This window comes from Streptomyces murinus, assembly GCF_002154555.1.
GTDB classification, from domain to species: Bacteria; Actinomycetota; Actinomycetes; order Streptomycetales; family Streptomycetaceae; genus Streptomyces; species Streptomyces murinus.
Window position 1 is genome coordinate 20,366 of sequence record NZ_MUNF01000296.1, and the last position, 20,225, is coordinate 40,590.

General features: G+C 71.4%; 13 protein-coding genes, 1 pseudogene and 2 riboswitches. Of the genes and pseudogenes, 2 read left to right on the forward strand and 12 right to left on the reverse strand.

Annotated features, from left to right (window positions below):
* Window positions 1-29 precede the first annotated feature (29 nt).
* The 7 genes and pseudogenes from nrdE to aceA all read right to left on the reverse strand — a co-directional run bounded on the left by nrdE (window position 30) and on the right by aceA (window position 10,312).
* The gene (nrdE, locus tag CCN72_RS18670; protein WP_086808517.1) at window positions 30-2,165 is read right to left on the reverse strand and encodes a class 1b ribonucleoside-diphosphate reductase subunit alpha; all 2,136 of its coding nucleotides are present in this window, start codon (window positions 2,163-2,165) and stop codon (window positions 30-32) included.
* Entirely contained in the window at window positions 2,162-2,593 is a 432-nt protein-coding gene (gene nrdI / locus CCN72_RS18675) for a class Ib ribonucleoside-diphosphate reductase assembly flavoprotein NrdI (RefSeq protein WP_086808504.1), read from the reverse strand. The genes nrdE and nrdI overlap by 4 nt, the downstream gene beginning before the upstream one ends.
* A gap of 172 nt (window positions 2,594-2,765) precedes the next feature.
* Window positions 2,766-2,988, reverse strand: a riboswitch (cobalamin riboswitch).
* A gap of 123 nt (window positions 2,989-3,111) precedes the next feature.
* Window positions 3,112-5,430: a 5-methyltetrahydropteroyltriglutamate--homocysteine S-methyltransferase gene (metE, locus tag CCN72_RS18680; RefSeq protein WP_086808505.1), complete on the reverse strand. Its 2,319-nt coding sequence runs from the start codon at window positions 5,428-5,430 to the stop codon at window positions 3,112-3,114.
* Between the two features lie 155 nt (window positions 5,431-5,585).
* Window positions 5,586-5,808, reverse strand: a riboswitch (cobalamin riboswitch).
* A gap of 72 nt (window positions 5,809-5,880) precedes the next feature.
* Window positions 5,881-6,384: pseudogene (locus CCN72_RS18685) on the reverse strand (GNAT family N-acetyltransferase); the annotation flags it as partial.
* A gap of 152 nt (window positions 6,385-6,536) precedes the next feature.
* Window positions 6,537-7,406: a 3-hydroxybutyryl-CoA dehydrogenase gene (locus CCN72_RS18690; protein ID WP_086808506.1), complete on the reverse strand. Its 870-nt coding sequence runs from the start codon at window positions 7,404-7,406 to the stop codon at window positions 6,537-6,539.
* Complete coding sequence (gene aceB, locus CCN72_RS18695) at window positions 7,403-8,986, reverse strand: malate synthase A (protein WP_086808507.1); 1,584 nt, start codon at window positions 8,984-8,986, stop codon at window positions 7,403-7,405. Before aceB ends, CCN72_RS18690 begins: the two co-directional genes overlap by 4 nt.
* A gap of 39 nt (window positions 8,987-9,025) precedes the next feature.
* Window positions 9,026-10,312 (reverse strand): isocitrate lyase, encoded by a 1,287-nt coding sequence (gene aceA, locus CCN72_RS18700; RefSeq protein ID WP_086808508.1) that lies wholly within the window; start codon window positions 10,310-10,312, stop codon window positions 9,026-9,028.
* Between the two features lie 375 nt (window positions 10,313-10,687).
* Between aceA and CCN72_RS18705 the strand changes: the two genes are divergently transcribed.
* Both CCN72_RS18705 and CCN72_RS18710 read left to right on the forward strand, forming a co-directional pair.
* Window positions 10,688-12,094, forward strand: coding sequence for a short-chain fatty acyl-CoA regulator family protein (locus CCN72_RS18705; protein ID WP_086808509.1), 1,407 nt, complete (start codon window positions 10,688-10,690; stop codon window positions 12,092-12,094).
* Window positions 12,095-12,245: 151 nt separating this feature from the next.
* On the forward strand, window positions 12,246-13,286 hold the full coding sequence (locus tag CCN72_RS18710) for an alpha/beta fold hydrolase (protein WP_086808510.1): 1,041 nt from the start codon (window positions 12,246-12,248) through the stop codon (window positions 13,284-13,286).
* A gap of 80 nt (window positions 13,287-13,366) precedes the next feature.
* Here CCN72_RS18710 and CCN72_RS18715 read toward each other — a convergent pair whose 3' ends face one another.
* The 5 genes from CCN72_RS18715 to CCN72_RS18735 all read right to left on the reverse strand — a co-directional run.
* Window positions 13,367-14,062, reverse strand: a complete 696-nt coding sequence (locus CCN72_RS18715) for a formyltransferase family protein (RefSeq protein WP_086808511.1) — start codon at window positions 14,060-14,062, stop codon at window positions 13,367-13,369.
* The gene (locus CCN72_RS18720) at window positions 14,059-15,306 is read right to left on the reverse strand and encodes a cytochrome P450 (RefSeq protein WP_086808512.1); all 1,248 of its coding nucleotides are present in this window, start codon (window positions 15,304-15,306) and stop codon (window positions 14,059-14,061) included. The genes CCN72_RS18715 and CCN72_RS18720 overlap by 4 nt, the downstream gene beginning before the upstream one ends.
* Entirely contained in the window at window positions 15,300-17,087 is a 1,788-nt protein-coding gene (locus CCN72_RS18725) for a beta-ketoacyl synthase N-terminal-like domain-containing protein (protein ID WP_086808513.1), read from the reverse strand. Before CCN72_RS18725 ends, CCN72_RS18720 begins: the two co-directional genes overlap by 7 nt.
* Before the next feature lie 34 nt (window positions 17,088-17,121).
* Complete coding sequence (locus CCN72_RS18730; protein ID WP_086808514.1) at window positions 17,122-18,936, reverse strand: non-ribosomal peptide synthetase; 1,815 nt, start codon at window positions 18,934-18,936, stop codon at window positions 17,122-17,124.
* On the reverse strand, window positions 18,933-20,225 hold a 1,293-nt coding region (locus CCN72_RS18735; protein WP_244174313.1), incomplete at its 5' end, for a condensation domain-containing protein. The genes CCN72_RS18730 and CCN72_RS18735, both read right to left, overlap by 4 nt.

Sequence of the window (20,225 nt, forward strand, 5' to 3'; positions counted from 1 at the left end):
CGGAGCGCGCGGGATCGGAGCGTGCGGGATCAGAGCGTGCAGGCGAGGCAGTTCTCGATCTCGGTCCCGGCCAGGGCCTCTTGGCGCAGCCGGATGTAGTAGAGGGTCTTGACGCCCTTGCGCCAGGCGTGGATCTGCGCCCTGTTCAGATCGCGGGTGGTGGCGGTGTCCCGGAAGAACAGCGTGCAGCTCAGACCCTGGTCGACGTGCTGGGTGGCCGCGGCGTACGTGTCGATGATCTTCTCGGGGCCGATCTCGTACGCGTCCTGGAAGTACTCCAGGTTGTCGTTGTCCATGTGCGGCGCCGGGTAGTAGACCCGGCCGAGCCTGCCCTCCTTGCGGATCTCCACCTTGGCGGCGATCGGATGGATGGAGGCCGTGGAGTCGTTGATGTAACTGATGGATCCGGTGGGCGGTACGGCCTGCACGTACTGGTTGTAGATGCCGTGTTCGCGCACCGACCGGCTCAGCTCGCGCCAGTCCTCCCGGGTCGGGAGGCGCATCCCGGCCGCCGTGAACAGGGCACGCACCCGCTCGGTGGCCGGTTCCCACGTCCGCTCGGTGTACTTGGTGAAGTACGAGCCGTCCGCGTACGCCGACTGCTCGAACCCGTCGAAGGCCGTGCCGCGTTCGATGGCGATCCGGTTCGAGGCGCGCAGGGCGTGGTAGGCGACGGTGTAGAAGTACATGTTCGTGAAGTCGACGCCCTCCTCGCTGCCGTAGTGGATCCGCTGGGAGGCGAGATAGCCGTGCAGGTTCATCTGGCCGAGGCCGATGGCGTGCCCGAGCCGGTTGCCGTGTGCGACGGACGGCACCGCGTCGATGTCCGACTGGTCGGAGACGGAGGTCAGGCCGCGTACCGCGGTCTCCACCGTGGCGCCGAGGTCGGGGGAGGCCATCGCGGCGGCGATGTTGAGCGAGCCCAGATTGCAGGAGATGTCCCGGCCGACCGTCTCGTAGCCGAGCGCCGCGTCGTACGTACTGGGCGTGTTGACCTGGAGGATCTCCGAGCACAGGTTGGACATGTTGATCCAGCCGGGGATCGGGTTGGCCCGGTTCACCGTGTCCTCGAACAGCAGATACGGATAGCCGGACTCGAACTGGAGCTCCGCGACGGTCTTGAAGAACTCCCGTGCGCTGATCGTGGTCTTGCGCACGCGCGGGTTGGCGACCAGGTCGTCGTAGTGCTCGGTGACGGACAGATCGGCCAGCGGCCTGCCGTACTCGCGCTCGACGTCGTACGGCGAGAACAGGTGCATGTCCGCGTCGCGCTTGGCGAGTTCGAAGGTGATGTCGGGGACGACCACACCGAGCGAGAGGGTCTTGATGCGGATCTTCTCGTCCGCGTTCTCCCGCTTGGTGTCCAGGAACCGCATGATGTCCGGGTGATGGGCGTGCAGATACACCGCGCCCGCGCCCTGGCGGGCGCCCAGCTGGTTGGCGTACGAGAAGGAGTCCTCCAGCAGCTTCATCACCGGGACGACACCGGACGCCTGGTTCTCGATCCGCTTGATCGGCGCGCCCTGTTCGCGCAGGTTCGTCAGCAGCAGCGCCACACCGCCGCCCCGCTTCGACAGCTGGAGCGCGGAGTTGACCCCGCGTCCGATGGACTCCAGGTTGTCCTCCACGCGCAGCAGGAAGCAGGAGACCAGCTCGCCGCGCTGCGCCTTGCCCGCGTTGAGAAAGGTCGGGGTGGCCGGCTGGAAGCGGCCCGTCATCATCTCGTCCACCAGCCGGGACGCCAACTCCTCGTCCCCGGCGCCGAGATACAGCGCGGTGGCGACCACCCGGTCCTCGTACCGCTCCAGGTAGCGGGAGCCGTCGAAGGTCTTCAGGGCGTACGAGGTGTAGTACTTGAACGCGCCGAGGAAGGTGCGGAACCGGTGCTCATGGGCGTACGCCTGCCGGTACAGGCGCTCGGTGAACTCCCAGTCGTAGCCCCGGAACACCGCCTCCTCGTAGTACTCGTTCTCGATCAGATGGCCGATCTTCTCCTTCAGCGTCCCGAACACCACCGTGTTCGGGTTGACGTGCTGGAGGAAGTACTGGCGTACGGCCTCGCGGTCCTTGTCGAACTGGATGCGGCCCTCGCAGTCGTACATGTTCAGCATGGCGTTCAGCGCGTGGTGGTCCTTGCGCGTCCCGACCGGTTCCCGCTCGCTCATGCCGCCGGCCGCCCCGCCACCGATGCCTGTCGTGTCCAAAATATCCGCAGTCCTTCCCGCACGGCACGGACATCGCGGTCCGTACCCAGCAATTCGAATCGGTACAGCTCCGGGACCCGGCACTTCGCCGCGATCACCCGGCCGGCCAGGCAGTAGTCGGCGCCGAAGTTGGTGTTGCCCGAGGAGATCACCCCGCGCAGCAGCGCCCGGTTGGCCTCGATGTTCAGGAAGCCGATCACCTGCCTGGGCACCGCGCCGGCCCGCTCGCCGCCGCCGTACGTCGGTGTGATCAGCACGTACGGCTCGGTGACCAGCGGCATGCCGGTGCGGCGCGGGTGCAGGGGGATGCGCGTCGCGGGCAGACCCAGCTTCGCCACGAAGCGCCGGGTGTTCTCCGAGACGCTGGAGAAATACACGAGACCGCTCATCGGTCCGCCGCCTCCTCTCGCTCGTTCCCGTCCGGCTCCGAGAACCGGGAGGAGGGCACGGCGGCACGCGAGGCGGGCATCGGGGCGGGCGGAGAAACACACGCCCGAACCCGGGGTCCGTACGACGGCCACGCGGCCCTCCCTCGGGGCCTCGAAGCGCGTACGCCGTTTGTCGGCGTACGCGCCGGTGGCAGGTCTTCGGACTTGCGGGCCCGTCCTCATCGCCTGAGGACTCCTACTGGCCGTCGCTTCCCAGGCCCGTTTCACCGGGTCCAGTGCGTATGACGGCGGTCGTTCCCGCTCACCGCTGCGGGGCAGTCCCGGATTCCCACCGGGTTCCCTCTTGCCTCACCGGACACCACAGTGCCCGGCGAACCACCAGCGCGTTCAACACTACATCTAGAACTCGCCTGGGGTGCACAGCCCCAGATGTTGTGTCGCGAGTGAAACTTAGGTATACCTAAGTGCACCGGGCGGGGTCAGGACGCGTGCGCCCCGGCCCCGCCCCCGTGTCCGGATCAGGCCCCGGCCAGCTCCTCGCGGACCGTGCGGGCGGCCGTGACCAGGTTCTCCAGGGACGCGCGGGTCTCCGGCCAGCCGCGGGTCTTCAGCCCGCAGTCGGGGTTGACCCACAGCCGCTCCACCGGGATCGCCCCGAGCCCGGTGCGCAGCAGCCCGGCCGCCTCCTCGGCGCTCGGCACGCGCGGGGAGTGGATGTCGTAGACACCGGGACCGGCCTCGCGTGGATATCCGTGGTCGGCCAGTTCACGGGCGACCTGCATATGGGAGCGGGCCGCCTCCAGGCTGATCACATCGGCGTCGAGATCGTCGATGGCCCGCACGATGTCACCGAACTCGGCGTAGCACATGTGCGTGTGGATCTGGGTGTCCGGGCGCACCCCGCAGGTGCTCAGCCGGAACGCCTCGGTCGCCCAGTCCAGATACCCGGGCCGGTCGGCGGCGCGTAGCGGCAGCGTCTCGCGCAGCGCGGGCTCGTCCACCTGGATCACCGAAGTCCCCGCCAGCTCAAGGTCGTTGACCTCGTCCCGCAGGGCGAGGGCCACCTGCCGCGCGGTGTCCCTGAGCGGCTGGTCGTCGCGGACGAAGGACCAGGCGAGCATGGTGACCGGACCGGTGAGCATGCCCTTGACCGGTCGGTCCGTGAGCGACTGGGCGTACGACGTCCAGCGCACCGTCATCGGCCCGGGGCGGGAGATGTCACCGGCCAGGATCGGCGGCCGCACGTACCGGGTGCCGTACGACTGGACCCAGCCGTGCTGGGTGGCGAGGTAGCCGGTGAGCTGCTCGGCGAAGTACTGCACCATGTCGTTGCGCTCGGCCTCGCCGTGCACCAGGACATCGAGACCGGCCTTCTCCTGGAAGCCGATCACCTCCCGGATCTCGGCCTTGATGCGCTCCTCGTACCCGGCGGTGTCGATCTGTCCCGCCCGCAAGTCGGCGCGCGCGGTGCGCAGTTCACCGGTCTGCGGGAACGATCCGATCGTCGTCGTGGGCAGCAGGGGCAGCCCGAGCCGGGCGCGCTGCGCCGCGGTGCGCTCGGCGTACGGCTGGGAGCGGCGGGCGTCGGCCTCGGTGACGGCGGCGGCGCGGGCGCGCACGGCCGGGTCGTGGGTGAGGGGGGAGCCGGCCCGGGAGGCGAGGTCGGCCCGGTTCGCGGACAGCTCCGCGGCGATGGCGTCCGTGCCGAGGGTGAGGCCCTTGGCGAGCGTGGAGATCTCCGCCGTCTTCTGCTCGGCGAAGGCGAGCCAGCGCAGGATCCCCGGGTCGATGTCGCGCTCGGCGGACGCGTCGAGGGGCACGTGCAGCAGGGAGCAGGAGGCCGCGACGTCCACCCGGTCGGCCAGGCCCAGCAGGGTGCCGAGGGTGGCCAGGGACTTCTCCAGGTCGTTGACCCAGATGTTGCGGCCGTTGACGACGCCCGCGACCAGCCGCTTGCCGGGCAGCCCGCCGACGGCGGCCAGCGCGTCCAGGTTCTGGGCGGCGGCCTCGGTGAAGTCCAGGGCCAGGCCCTCCACCGGCGCCTTCGCGAGCACCGGCAGGGCCTCGCCGAGCCGGTCGAAGTAGGACGCGACCAGCAGCTTCGGGCGGTCGGTGAGGGCGCCGAGGTCCCGGTAGGCGCGCTCGGCGGCGTTCAGCTCGGCCGGGGTGCGGTCCTGGACGAGGGCGGGCTCGTCGAGCTGCACCCAGTCGGCGCCGGCCGCCCGCAGATCGGCGAGGATCTCGGCGTACACCGGCAGCAGCCGGTCCAGCAGGGTCAGCGGCTCGAAGTCCGCGGGCACGCCGGGCGCGGGCTTGGCCAGCAGCAGATACGTCACCGGGCCCACCAGCACCGGGCGGGCGCTCAGCCCGAGGGCGAGGGCTTCGGTCAGCTCCGCGACCTGCTTGGCCGAGTCGGCCGCGAACACCGTGTCCGGGCCCAGCTCGGGCACCAGGTAGTGGTAGTTGGTGTCGAACCACTTGGTCATCTCCAGCGGCGCCACCTCCTGGGTGCCGCGGGCCATCGCGAAGTAGCCGTCCAGCTGATCGGCGGCGACGGCCGCCCGGTGCCGGTCGGGGATCGCGCCGACCATGACGGTGGTGTCCAGGACATGGTCGTAGTACGAGAAGTCGCCGGTCGGCACCTCGTGCAGGCCGGCCGCGGCGAGCCGGCGCCAGGTGGTGCTTCGCAACTCGGCTGCGGTGGCGCGCAGTTCGGTGGCGGTGACGCGGCCCTTCCAGTAGCCCTCGATGGCCTTCTTCAGTTCCCGGTTCGCCCCCTGGCGGGGGTAGCCGTACACGGTGGCCCGTGCCGCCGCGGCTGCGGACTTCGTGGTCACGGAGATCTCCTTCGCGAGATGAATCCCTGAGATCCCGGGGACGGGACGAGAGCGCGAAGGGTGACGGACCGTACGGCAGCGGCCCACGGCCGTCCGTTCGGTTCTGTGTCGCCGACCCGCCCTCGAGGTCACCGGGATGTCCGCGCACGGGACGTCCCGCGCACGGGCAGTTGGCAGGTCTTCGGACTCGCGGGCCCGTCCTCATCGCCTGAGGACACCTACTGGCCGTCGCTTCCCAGACCCGTTTCACCGGGTCCAGTGCGTATGACGGCGGTCGTTCCCACTCACCGCTGCGGGGCAGTCCCGGATTCCCACCGGGTTCCCTCTTACGACGCTCCCGCCTGGCGGACGGGGCGAACCAGCTGCACGGGTCAGCCTACGGGCCGAAGGGTTCGCATGGTGGATCAAGTCCAGCATTCGGATGGCGCGCCGAGACGGACGGCCTCGGACCAGATCGCGCCCCGGCTCGATGACCCAGTGATTGCTGCGCAGCGCCCGCCCGGCGAAGTCCATGTCGATCTCCGCGAGCAACCGGAAGCCGAGGGTGCGGCAGATCCCGTTCGACGCCGCGTTCCCGGTCGCCGGGAAGGCATGCACCGGGCCCCAGCGGTCCTGGTCGCGGGCCTGTTCCAGGAGGGCCCGGACGGCCCGCTTGCCGAGTCCGCGACCCTGGAACCCGGGCAGCACCATCCAGCCGATCTCGGAGACCGGGCCATCGGCGCTCTCATGGCTCCACAGGGTCACCGTGCCGGCCACCACGTCGGGCAGCGCCGGATCGGGCACGATCATCTTCAGCCAGGCGCGGTCCGCCGCGGCCTCCTCGGCGTCCCGGCGCACCTTGTCCGCCATCCCCTCCCGGGGCAGCGGCCCACCCAGGTCCGCCATCATGCGGGGATCGCACCGCATCCGTACATAGGCGTCCACGTCGTCCGGTGTGACATCGCGCAACTGCACCTATTCGTCCAGGGGTTCGCCCGCGATGCTGCCACACGCAGAGGGCGGGAAGCGCCGCACACGCGCTTCCCGCCCTTCCCTCCGTGCGGTCGGTCCGGACCCTCGGCCGGGGACCGCGGGCCGGGCCCCTCAGCCCGGCCGGACCAGGTTCCTCAGCCCTGGCCGTACACGTGGAACCCCCGGCCGCTCTTGCGGCCCAGCAGCCCCGCCTCGACCATCCGCCTCAGCAGCGGGGGCGGGGCGTACAGGGGTTCACGGAACTCGTCGTGCAGCGACTCGGCGATCGCGGCGACCGTGTCGAGGCCGATCAGGTCCGCGAGCCGCAGCGGCCCCATCGGATGGGCGCAGCCCAGCTCCATGCCGTTGTCGATGTCCGCGGCCGAGGCGAAGCCGGACTCCGCCATCCGGATCGCGGCCAGCAGATACGGCACCAGCAGCGCGTTGACCACGAAACCGGCCCGGTCCTTCGCGTGCACGACCGTCTTGCCGAGCACCTCGGTGGCGAAGGTCTCCACCTCGGCCACGGTCCGGGCCGAGGTGTGCAGCGAGGCGACGACCTCCACCAGCGGCAGCACCGGTACCGGGTTGAAGAAGTGCAGTCCGACGACCCGGTCCGCCCGCGAGGTGGCCATGCCGAGCCGCATCACGGGCAGCGAGGAGGTGTTGGTGGCCAGCACCGCCGCCGGATCCGCCACGATCTTGTCGAGCGCGGCGAACACCTCGGTCTTGGCGTCCGCGTTCTCGGTCACGGCCTCGATCACGAGCTGCCGGTCGGCCAACGCGTCGAGATCGCCGGTGAAGACGAGGCACGCGAGGGCGTCCCGCGCCGCGGAATCGGCCAACTTGCCTCGCCTTACCGCCTGTTCGGGGGAGGCGGCCACCCGGTTCCGGGCCGCGCGGGCGGCCACCGCGTCCGCCTCGCAGACCACGGTGTCAAGGCCGGCCCGCGCGCACACCTCGGCGATGCCCGCGCCCATCCGGCCGCCGCCGACCACTCCGACACGTGCGAAGCGCCCGCTCATGACGCCCGCCGCACGAGATGCCGGGTGTAGGCCTCCGGTGTGAAGAACAGCGGCAACTCGCCCTGGAGAGCGGTGCGTTCGAACAACTCGTGGACCTCATCCACCGGCGCCCACGGATACTCCGCGCCGAGCGCCGCCGTCTCCTCCTCAAGCAGCTCCGCCACCGTCTCCCGCTCGATCACCCGGTGCCGCAGCCACTGCCAGATCTGCACCCGGGCGATCTCCGCCGTGGCCGCGTCCTCCATGAGGCCGTCCAGCGCGACGGCACCCCGGCCGTCCAGCCAGGCGGCGAAGTAGCGCAGCGCGACCCGGAGGTTGGTGCGCACCCCCTCCGCCGTGGGCGGTCCCGCGATCCGCCGCACCGACAGCAGCTCGGCCGCCGTGACCGCCACGTCCTCACGCAGCCGGTCCAGTTGGTGCGGCCGCTCGCCCAGGACGCCGTCGAACACCTCCCGGCACACCGGGACCAGACCCGGATGCGCCACCCAGGAACCGTCGAAGCCGTCCTCGGCCTCCCGCTCCTTGTGCAGCCGGACCGTCGCCAACGCGGCCTCACGAGCGGCCGGTTCGGCGCCCGGCACCTGCGCCGCCATGCCGCCGATGGCATGCGCGCCCCGCTTGTGGCAGGTGCGCACGAGGAGTTCGGTGTACGCCCGCATGAACGGGGCCGTCATGGTGACCTTCGCCCGGTCCGGGAGCAGGAAGTCGGTGCGGTGACCGAAGGTCTTGATGACGCTGAACAGATAGTCCCAGCGGCCCGCGTTGAGTCCCGAGCTGTGCTCGCGCAGCTCGTAGAGGATCTCCTCCATCTCGAACGCGGCCGTGATCGTCTCGATGAGCACGGTGGCGCGGACGGTGCCCCGGGGGATGCCGAGCAGTTCCTGGGCGAGCAGGAAGACATCGTTCCACAGCCGCGCCTCGTACCGGTTCTCCAGCTTGGGGAGATAGAAGTACGGGCCGTACCCGGCGTCGATCTGCCGCTGGGCGCAGTGGAAGAAGTAGAGACCGAAGTCCACCAGCGCCGCGGGCACCGGCCGGCCGTCGTACTCCAGGTGCTCCTCCTCCAGGTGCCAGCCGCGCGGCCGTACGACGATCGTGGCGAGGTGCTCGCCGAGCCGGTACTCCCGGCCGTCCGCGGCGGTGAAGTCGATCCGCCGCTCGATCGCGTCCAGCAGGCTCAGCTGGCCGCCGATGACATTGCCCCAGGTGGGCGCGGTGGCGTCCTCGAGGTCGGCCATCCACACCTGGGCCCCGGAGTTGAGCGCGTTCACCGCCATACGGCGCTCCGGCGGCCCGGTGATCTCCACGCGGCGGTCGGTGAGACCGGGCGCGGGCGGCGCGACCCGCCAGCCGGGGTCGGCGCGCACGGCGGAGGTGACCATCGGGAAGTCGAGCGGGGTACCGGCGGCCAGCCGCAGGGCCTGCCGGCGCCGCTCCTTCATCAGCTCCTGGCGGCGCTCGCCGAACGCGGCCGCGAGGGCGCCGACGAAGTCCAGGGCGGCGGGCGTGAGGATCTCGTCGTGCCGCTCGCCCTCGGGGGCGAGCACGCGGACCCGGTGGGTCAGTGCACTGGTGGTCATCGGTGTCTCCTGGAGGAGGTGCGAGGAGGTGTGCGCGGCCTAGTGGAACTGCTCGGCCTCCGTCGAACCGGCCAGCGCGGTGGTGGAGGAGGCGGGGTTGACCGCGGTGGAGACCAGGTCGAAGTAGCCGGTGCCGACCTCGCGCTGGTGCTTGACGGCGGTGAAGCCCTGCGCCTGGGCGGCGAACTCCCGCTCCTGGAGGTCGACATAGGCGGTCATGCCGTGCTCGGCGTAACCGCGGGCCAGGTCGAACATGCCGTGGTTGAGGGAGTGGAACCCGGCCAGGGTGATGAACTGGAACCGGTAACCCATCGCGCCCAGCTCCCGCTGGAACTTGGCGATCTGGTCGTCGTCCAGCGCGGCCTTCCAGTTGAAGGACGGCGAGCAGTTGTAGGCCAGCATCTGGTCCGGGTAGCGGGCGTGGATCGCCTCGGCGAACTCACGGGCCTGCGCGAGGTCGGGGGTGCCGGTCTCCACCCAGAGCAGATCGGCGTACGGCGCGTACGCCAGACCGCGGGCGATCACCGGCGCCATCCCGGGCCGCACCCGGTAGAAGCCCTCCGGCGTGCGCTCGCCGGTGACGAACTCGGCGTCCCGCTCGTCCACATCGGTGGTGAGCAGATTGGCGGCGAGCGCGTCGGTGCGGGCGACGATGATGCTCGGCACGTCGGCGATGTCGGCGGCCAGACGCGCCGCGTTCAGGGTGCGGATGTGCTGCGAGGTCGGCACCAGGACCTTGCCGCCGAGGTGACCGCACTTCTTCTCCGAGGCGAGCTGGTCCTCGTAGTGGATACCGGCCGCGCCCGCCGCGATCATGGCCTTGGTCAGCTCGAAGGCGTTGAGCGGCCCGCCGAAGCCGGCCTCGGCGTCGGCGACGATCGGCGCGAGCCAGTCCGTGGTGTCCCCGGCGTCCTCGGCGGTGGCGATCTGGTCGGCGCGCAGCAGCGCGTTGTTGATCCGACGCACCACCTGGGGAACGGAGTTGGCCGGGTACAGGCTCTGGTCCGGGTAGGTGTGCCCGGCCTGGTTGGCGTCGGCGGCGACCTGCCAGCCGGACAGGTAGATGGCCTGGAGACCGGCCTTGACCTGCTGGACCGCCTGCCCGCCGGTGAGCGCGCCGAGGGCGTGGATGTAGTCCTGCTCGTGCAGCTGCCGCCACAGCCGCTCGGCGCCGCGCCGGGCCAGGGTGTGCTCCTCGCGGACGCTGCCGGACAGCCGGATCACGTCCTCGGCACTGTAGGTGCGCTCGACGCCCTGCCAGCGGGGGTCGGTGGCCCAGCGCCGCGCGAGCTCCTCGGCCGCCTGCGTCCTCGTCGCCTCTGCCATGACTGTCTCCTCGGTCTGTACTGGCTGCCAACATCCCCGCTCGGGCGAACAGGTGTGGCACTACGTGTCGAAAAGTTGAGATACGGCCCGCCGGCACCTGGAGGACGGAGCTGAGCAGTGCTGCCGGTGACGACCCTCACCCGCGCCGGGAAACCCGATGTCAGGGCCTGATTCGGGCCCCCGCCGCAAGCGGTGGCCGCCGGTGTCCGGCGGGCCGTACTCACACTTTGGCAGTGGCACTGAGTGCCATCAATGGTGGACGTCTGCCAACTTCTGTGAATCTTCCGGCCGTCATTTGCCAACTTTGCGAAGGCCCCACCGGGGCGTTCATCACCTACGCTGACCGGAAGCCGGAAGGAAGAGGAAGGACCCGGGATGGGCAAGACGTACGCGGGCGCGCGGCTGCGGCGCCTGCGCGAGGAGCGGCGCCTCAGCCAGGCCGAGATGGCCCGCGTGCTCGCCATCTCGCCCAGCTATCTCAACCAGATGGAGCACGACTCCCGGCCGCTCACGGTCCCGGTGCTGCTCCGGCTGACCGAGACGTTCGGCGTCGATCCGGGCTTCTTCTCCGAGCGCGACACCACGCGCCTGATCGCCGACCTGCGCGAGGCCCTGGCCGGGGAACTCGCCGAGGCCGGCCTGTCCGCCGCCGACCTCGCGGAACTCGCCGCCCGGATGCCCGCCGTCGCACAGGTGCTGCTCGGCCTCGGCCGCCGCAACCAACTCCTCGCCGAACGCCTCGCGCAGGCCACGGACAGCCGTGGCACCGACCCCGAACTGCCCCGCTCACCCCACGAGGAGATCCGGGACTTCTTCTACCGGCGCCGCAACTACCTCCATGACACCGACCTCGCGGCCGAAGCCCTCGCCGAGGACATCGGCATCGGGCCCGGCGAGGTCCTGCCCGCCCTGACCGCCCGCCTCGCCGACCGGCACGGCGTCCGGCTGTCCGTCGGGGCGGCCGACCACCTCCACCACTACGACGCGCCGACCCGCACCCTCCACCTCTCCACCCGGCTGCGCCCCGGCCAGCGCGCGTTCCGCCTGGCCACCCAGCTCGCCCTGCTCGAACACGGCACCGAACTCGACCAGTTGGCCGCCGAGGACTTCACCCCGGGTTCACCCGCGCACGCCCTCGCCCGCATCGGCATCGCCAACTACTTCGCGGCGGCGCTCGTCCTGCCGTACCGCGCCTTCCACGCGACCGCCGAGGAGGTGCGCTACGACATCGAGCGCCTCACCGACCGCTACGGCCTCGGCTACGAGACCGTCTGCCACCGGCTGAGCACCCTCCAGCGCCCCCGGCTGCGCGGGGTGCCCTTCTCCTTCGTCCGGGTCGACCGGGCCGGCAACATGTCCAAGCGCCAGTCGGCGACCGGCTTCCACTTCTCCCGGGCGGGCGGCACCTGCCCCCTGTGGAATGTGTACGAGGCGTTCGCCGCGCCCGGCCGCATCCATGTCCAGGTCGCCGAAATGCCCGACGGGCAGCGCTACTTGTGGACCGCGCGGGCCGTCGCCCGGCACCGCGGCGGCTGGGGCGAACCGGGCAAGACCTTCGCCATCGGCCTCGGCTGCGAGATCCGCCACGCCCACCGGCTCGTCTACTCCGACGGCCTCGACCTCGCGGGCACCTCCGCCGCCACCCCCATCGGCATGGGCTGCCGGGTCTGCGAACGCCTCTCCTGCCCCCAGCGCGCCGCCCCGCCGCTCGGCCACCGGCTGCACATCGACCAGGACACCAGCACGTTCGTGCCGTACCGCGTCACGGAACCCGAAGGCTGAGGGCCCCGGCCCCGCCGCGCCCACCTCCGCGAAGAGTTCCTCCTGGATGAGGTGTCACCCCCTTCGCGCCGCCTTCGGGGGACGGGGACCGGCCTGTAGCGTCGCGGACGAGCTGACCGCACCGCACGCAGCGGACGACGGAGGGTTTCATATGATCGACAGGCGTACCTTCGGGAAGGCCGTCGGCCTGGGGACCGGCGCGGCCGCGCTCTCCCTGACCGGCGCGCAGTCGGCCGACGCCGCCCAGGCCGGGCCCGGCGGGGCGGACGAGGCCCCCGCACCCGGGACGCACACCACTTTCCCCGCGCTCAGGCAGATCGACGCGGGCGTGCTCGACATCGGGTACGCCGAGGCGGGCCCGGCCCACGGCCCCGTCGTCATCTGCCTGCACGGATGGCCGTACGACATCCACAGCTACGTCGATGTCGCCCCGCTCCTCGCCGGGCAGGGGTACCGGGTGATCGTGCCCTACCTCCGGGGCCACGGCAGCACCCGGTTCCGGTCCGGCCGTACGGTCCGCAACGCCCAGCAGTCCGCGATCGCCCTGGACATCGTCGCGCTCATGGACGCGCTGGAGATCCGCGAGGCCGTCCTCGCCGGCTTCGACTGGGGCTCGCGCACCGCCGACATCATCGCCGCGCTGTGGCCCGAGCGCGTCACCGCGCTCGTCTCCACCAGCGGGTACCTCATCACGAACGTCGAGGCGCAGAAGTCACCCATCGCGCCCGCCGACGAGCACAACTGGTGGTACCAGTACTACTTCGCCACCGAACGCGGCCGCCAGGCCATGGAAACCCCCGAACTGCGCGACGAGTTGTGCCATCTGGTGTGGCAACTCGTCTCACCCGGCTGGAAGTTCGACGAGGCCACCTTCCGACGCACCGCGGCGGCCTTCGAGAACCCCGACTACGCCGCCATCGTCATCCACAACTACCGCTGGCGCCTCGGCCTCGCGGACGGTGAACGCCGTTACGACCGCTACGAGAAGGAACTCGCCGCCCGGCCCATGATCCATGTCCCCACCATCACCCTGAGCCCCGAACTGGACCCCTTCACCGCGCCCGGCGACCCCACCCGCGACCGCTTCACCGGCCCCTACGAGCACCGGGTCGTGGCGGGCATCGGCCACAACCTCCCACAGGAGGCACCGGCCGTCTTCGCCCGGGCGGTGCTGGACGTCGGCCGCCTCTGAACGGGGAACAGGGGCTGGACGGCGCGAAGTCCAGCCCCTGCGGCGGGACCCCCCGTCCCGGACTTCGCCGGTTCGTCCGGTCACTCCATGTGCAACGCCCACCTGCTGCCGTCCACGACTTCCGAGCCCGGCAGGGCGATCAGTTCGGGTTTGAACAGTGGGGGTGCGCCCATGGCGGGCTCCCAGGTGGCCAGTTCGTCGTCCTGGGGGACCTCGACGCGGCGCCCCTTGGCGAGGTCGGTGACCACGCGGACCAGGAGGCGCACGCCGAGGGGGGCGAGGTGTTCGCGCCACAGGGTCTCCGGGGTCGAGCCGGGAGGCACGAACAGGTGTTCCTGGGCGGCGATGGGGCCGCCGTCGGTGCGTTCGGTGAGGTGGTAGACGCTGCCGCCGGTCACCTTGTCGCCGTCGCGGATCGTCCACCGGATCGCGTCCCGGCCGCGGTGCAGCGGCAGCAGGCTGGGGTGGTAGCCGATGGCCGCGACGGCGGCGCGGGCGCGGGTCGCGCGGCCGATGAAGGCGTGCGAGTGGGCGGCGACGATGAGGTCCACCCCGTCGGGGACATGCATCGCGCGCAGTTCGGCCGAGTCCGTCCAGGGGACGCTCCTCGGGTACGCCCACGCGCGCAGCCGGTCCCAGGACAGCGCGTTGCCCTCGTCGGAGTGCCCCTTGCGCAGCCGGGGGGCGGCCACGCCCGCGATCCGGTGGCCTTCCTCTCCCAGGGCGTCCGCGACCTGGACCGCGAACGCCCCCTGTCCCGAAAGGTAGATGTTCACTGGGTTGCCGCCTCTTTCATCGAGCGGGGGTCGGGCCGGAAGCGCACCGGCAGCGTGGAGAACCCGGTCAGGAAGTTCGACCGGATGCGCAGCGCCTCGCCGGTCTGCTCGAAACCGTCGGTGAAGTCCCGTAGCGCCAGAAGCAGTTCGGCGATCTCCACCTTGGCCAGATAGGAGCCGAGGCAGAAGTGCGGGCCGTAGCCGAAGGCCAGATGCTTGTTGGGGGCGCGGCCGAGGTCGAACTCACCGGGCCGCTCGAAGACCCGCTCGTCCCGGTTGCCGGAGGCGTGCCAGAGCGTGACGATCTCGCCGGGCCGCAGCCGTACGCCGTGCACCTCCGTCTCGCGGACCACGGTGCGCCCGAAGTGCAGGGTCGGGGAGGCCCAGCGCAGCACCTCGTCCACGGCGGTGTCGATCGCGACCTCGCCGTCCTTGAGCCGCCGCCACTGCTCGGGCCTCGCCGCGAGGGTGTGCACACCGTCGATCATCGTCAGCCGGCTGGTCTCGTCGCCGCCGATGATCAGGCTGTAGCAGTTGAGCACGATGTCCTCGTCGGACAGCGGCACCCCGTCGATGGAACTCGCGACCAGCATGCTGATCACATCGTCGCCCGGCGCCGCACGCCGCTCCTCGACCATGTCCATGAAGTACAGCAGGATCTCGTTGCGGGCCATCTCGGAGTCGGTCTCGTCGACGTCCTCGGTGTCGGCCGACAGCGCGGCCTTGGTCTGGGCGAGCAGATGGTCCCGGTCCTGCTCGGGCACGCCGAGCAGATTGGAGATCGTGGTCATCGGGATACGGCTCGCGATCTCCGCGGCGAAGTCGCAGCCGCCGGCCTCGACCGCCTCGCGGATCAGCCGCCGGGTGTTGGCCCGCACCGCCGCCGCGACATCGCTGAGCACCCTCGGCGAGAGCACCCGCTGGAGGATCTTGCGCAGCTCGTGGTGGCGGTGCCCGTCGGTGACGGCCAGCATCCGCCCGGCCCCGGCGTCACCCCCGCCCAGCAGCGTGACCAGCACATTGCCGCGCTCGGAGGTGAGATTCAGATCGTCCCGGTAGGCGGCCATGATGTCGTCGTACCGGGACAGCACCCAGAACCCGCGGCGGCCCCCGGCCGGCGGGTTCCAGTACACCGGCGCGGTGTCCCGCAGGGTGCGCCAGAACCCGTCGAGGTCATGGTCCGCGAAGGTGTCCGGGTCGCCCAGGTCCACGGTGGCCGGCGCCGGCGCGCCCGCCCTCACCATTCGGTGCGCCAGAACCGGCGCGGCCGGAACGGGTAGGTGGGCAGCGGCACGCGGTGGCTCGCCTCCCCCTTGTGCAGCGGACGGAAGTCCACCCGCCGCCCGTTCACCCAGGCGGCGGCGAGCGCGGACAGCGCCCGGTCGTCGTCCGGCGCGGCCGGCACGATCCCCTGGTCGCCCTGCGGGAGGCCGTCGGCGTCCACCCGCGGCGCGGCGGCGGTCGTGACCGCCGGACCGCCCGCGGAGTCCGCGGACAGCGCCTCGATCAGCTCCTCGCGGCTGCGGACCACGGCCGCCCACCGGCGGTCCATCGTCCGGCGGCCCAGGTTGAGGCTGAAGCACACATCGTCGAGCCGCAGACCGGGGTCGGCCAGCAGCCGGTCCCGCAGCCGGGCGCGCTGCCGGGCGAGCGCGTCGTCGTCCAGGGCGGACAGGGTGGCCAGGCGCGGCCTGCCGACGGCCTCGGGGGCGCGCTCGGCGAGCGCCGGCGCCTCTTCGAGCACCAGGTGCCCGTTGTAGCCGCCGCCACCGATCGCGGTGATCCCGGCGCGCCGGATGCCGGCCTCCGGCTCCCAGTCCGCGGACTCCAGTTGGGGCACGAACGGGGTGCTCGGAAAGTCGATCTCCGGGTCGGGCTCGGTCAGGTTGATCGTCGGCGCCAGCGTCCGGTGGTACAGCGCCATCGTGGCCTTCATGGCGCCGAAGCCGCCCGCCACCACCCCGCCGTGTCCGACGTTGCCCTTGACCCCGCCGATCGAGCAGGTGCCGGTCTGCTTGCCGAACGCCATGTTCACGGCGTGCACTTCGAGCTGGTCGGTGATCGGCAGCCCGAGCCCGTTGGCCTCGTACATGGACACCGTCTCCGGGGTGACACCGCCGACCTGCATGGCGGCCGCGATGCACGCGCTGAGCCGCTCGGGCTGCGCCAGCCCGTAGGCCATCGCGCTGACCCCGTTGTTGTTGATGGCCGAGCCCTTGACCACGGCGTAGACGTGGTCCCGGTCGGCGACGGCCTGGGCGAGCGGCTTGAGCAGCATGGTGACGACACCGCTGGACAGCGCGGCGCCGGTGCCGGCCGCGTCGAACGGGCGGCAGTGGCCGTCCCGGGACAGGATCCGGCCCTCCTCCCACAGATGCCCGCGCGGGTGCGGCAGCCGGACCATCGCACCGCCCGCGATCGCCATGTCGGTCTGCCCCAACAGCAGTGACTGGCAGGCCAGATGCACCGCGTAGTGGAATCCGGCGCACGCGGTGGTGACGGTGACGGCCTCGCCGGTCAGCCCGATGTAGTACAGCGCGTTGGACGTCATGGTGTCCGGCGACCACGCCAGACCGTGCTCGATGGCCTCGGGACCGACCGACACCCGGTCCGGCGGAGTGCCGTAAAGGGCCGCCGTCTGCGGGTTGTTGGCGCCGTAGATGCCCATCTCGCCGGGCACCCGGTCGGGGTCGTAGCCGCCGTCCTCCAGCGCCTCCCATGCGCTCTCCACGAACAGCCGGTTCTCCGGGGTCATCGCGGCCGCCATCCGGTCGCTGATGCCGAACACCGACGGATCGAACGCGTCGTACCCGTCGAGGGTGCCGCAGGCCCGCACGTAGTACGGGTTGTTGATCAGGGTCTCGTCGACCTTGATCTCGTCCTTCTCCAGGAACCGCACGGACTCCCTGCCGTGCACGAGGTTGTCCCAGAACTGTTCCTTGGTGCGGGCACCGGGCGCCTTGCACGAGATGCCGATGACGGCCACGTCGCCCGGGTCGTAGTCCTGCTCGGGACTTTCGGACATGAAGGGCTCCTGCTCAAGTGGGTTGGGGGAACGCTCAGTTACCGGTGGAGGAGGCACGGCCGCGCAGCGCGGCACGGCGTACGGCGGCGCGCCGGCGGGCCGACTCGACCACCTCGGGGGTGGCGTCGCCGTCCTCGTCGAGCCAGCGGCCCAGCGAGTGGATGTCACGGAAGCGGAAGAGATCGGGCACCCGGACGCGGCGGTCGAAGCGCCGGGTCATCAGCCGGGCCAGCCGCACCAGCAGGAGCGAGTCGCCGCCGAGGTCGTAGAACGCGGCCCGCACGTCGATGCCCGCCGGTTCCAGGCCGAGCAACTGGCCCCAGATCTCGGAGAGCGCCACCTCGGTCGGCGTGCCGGCGGCCGTCACGGGCCCGCCCTCGGCGGCCGGTGGCTCGGGCAGCGCGGCGCGGTCGAGCTTCCCGCCCGGCGTCAGCGGCAGTTCGTCCAGGACCACGATCGCCCCCGGCACCATGTACTCGGGCAGTTCGGTGGCCAGCTTGCCGGTGATGGTGGCCTGGAGCTCCGCGTCCAGCCGGGCGCCGCCCCGGGGCCCGCCCTCGGTCACGACATAGCCGACGAGCCTGCGCCCGTGTACGACGGCCGCGGCCTCGCGGACCTCGGGGCAGCCGGTCAGCCGGGACTCGACCTCCTCCAGCTCGATGCGATGGCCGCGCACCTTGACCTGGTTGTCGGTACGGCCGACGAACTCCAGTTCACCGCTGTCGGCGCGGACGACGACGTCGCCGGTGCGGTACAGGCGCCCGCCGTCCAGGAACGGGTCCGGCACGAACCGTTCGGCGGTGGTCTCCGGCCGGTTGAGATAGCCGTGGGCGACGCCCGGCCCGCCGAGGTACAGCTCACCGGGGACACCGTCCGGCACCGGCCTGCGGTCCGCGTCCAGCACATGGAGCCGGGCACCGGCCGCCGCCGCGCCGATCGTGGGCTCGCCGGTCCCGTCCCTCGGCACCGGACCCAGCGTGCAGAAGACGGTGCCCTCGGTGGGGCCGTAGGCGTTGAAGACCTCCGCGCCGGTCTCCGCGTACACCCGGTCCACCAGCTTGCGCCGCAGCGGCTCGCCGCCGAACACGACCGTGCGCAGGTTCGGCGGCAGCCCGCCGGCGTCCAGGAGGGCGTTCGTCACCGACGGGATGGCGTGCAGCAGGGTGACCTTGCCGGCGTGCGGGCTCTCGGGCAGATGGACGGTGCTCTCCACGAGCACGAGGGCGCCGCCCCGGCCCAGCGCGGGGAAGATCTCCATCACGGACATGTCGAAGCAGATCGAGCTGGCCGCGCAGACCCCGCCGAGGTCGCGGTCGCCGAGGACCTGGTCCCAGGCGGACAGCATGGCCGCGCAGCCGCTGTGCCGGATCGGCACGCCCTTGGGCGTTCCCGTGGAGCCCGAGGTGTAGATCACATAGGCGGTGTCGGCGGGTACGACCGGTACGGGCCGCTCCCCGGGCTCGGTCGTCACGGCCCCGTCCAGCACCATCAGGGTCGGGCCCGCCGGGCAGTTCTCCCGGGACGCGGGCGTGGTCAGCAGCAGGTGCGTGCCGCTGTCCCGGACCATGAACTCCAGCCGCTCGGCCGGGTACCTCGGGTCCAGCGGCACATAGCAGGAGCCGGCGCGCAGGACGGCCAGGATCGCGACGAGCAGGCCGGGCGCGCGCTCGACGCAGACGCCGACCGGGACCCCGGGTCCGGCGCCCTCGGCAATGAGCCGCCGGGCCAACTCCCGGGATCGCTCGTCCAGTTCGCGGTAGGTCAGCGCCCCGGCGTCGGAGTGGACCGCGATGGCGTCCGGGGTCTTCCCGGCCTGTTCGATGAATCTGGCGTGCAGGGTCTGGGTCACTGGTCCGTCTCCTTGGCCCGGCCGGCCGGCGCGACGGTGTCGAGTGCCAGGTCGGGGTGGGCGATCGAGTCGAAGAGCACGGTGCGGTAGAGCGCGAGCAGTGCCGTCACGGTCCGCTTCTCCAGATAGCTCGGTTTGTACTGGACATGGCCGACGACCTCGCCGCCGATCTCCGCCATCGAGATCTCCAGATCGAACTTGGCGAGGTGCCTGCGTACGGGCAGCGGTTCCAGGGGCAGCGCGCCCTCGGGCGCGATGGTGTCGCCGATGCCGTGGAAGAGCTTCACGGAGCGCGGAAAGGCGTCCGAGGAAAGCCAGTTGAGGACGACGTCGAACCAGGGCGAGCGGCCCTCGGCCCGCGGGGGCTTCAGTTCGGCCGCCAGCAGGTCGAGCGGATAGTTCATGTGCTCCAGCAGGCCGAGCGAGAACGCGTGCACCTCGCGCAGCAGCTCCCGGAAGCCACGGTCACCGGCCGGTTTCGCCCGCACCAGGACCGTGTTCAGGTAGTAGCCGATGGCGGACTCCCAGCCGGGTTCGGCGCGTTGGGCGATGGCGGTGGCAAGGACGGAGTCCTCGACGCCGGCCGCGCGGTTGAGCGTCGCGAAGAAACCGGCCAGCACCACGGTGCTGATCGACACCCCCTCGCGCACCGCGAACTCCCGCAGCGCCCGCGTCTCTTCGGCGCTCCAGCGGAAGGTGAGGTCGCGGCCCTCGTAGGTGACGCCGGGCGGGCGCTCGACGGGGGACAGATCGAGATGGGCGGGCGGGTCGGCGAGCCGCCGTGACCACCAGTCCAGTGCCGCCTCGGCCGCAGGACCGGCCAGCCACTGCCGCTCCCACTCCACGAACTCCGTGTAGGGAGCGACCGGTTCAGCGGTCGCCGGATCAACGCCCTCGTAGAACGCCTGGAGTTCGCGGATCATCACATCGGCCGACGCGGCGTCCGAGGCGATGTGGTGCACGAGGACCAGCAGATAGTGGTCGGCCGGCCCGCGCGTCATCAGGACGACCCGCACCAGCGGCCCGTTGTCCAGGTCCAGCGGCATATGGCCGTACACGGCGAGTTCCTCGCGGGCCTGCTCGTCGTCCAGATGGGTGCTGTCCGTGACCAGGAACTCGTACTCCGGCTCGTCGAGGATGACCTGGTACGGGCTGCCGCCCGCCTCCACGAAGATCGTGCGCAGCGCGGGATGCCGCCGCAGCACGGCCGCCACGGCACGCTCCAGGGCCGGTGCGTCGACCTCGGCCCGGACCCGGGCGGCCACCATGAAGTTGTACGGCACGGCGTC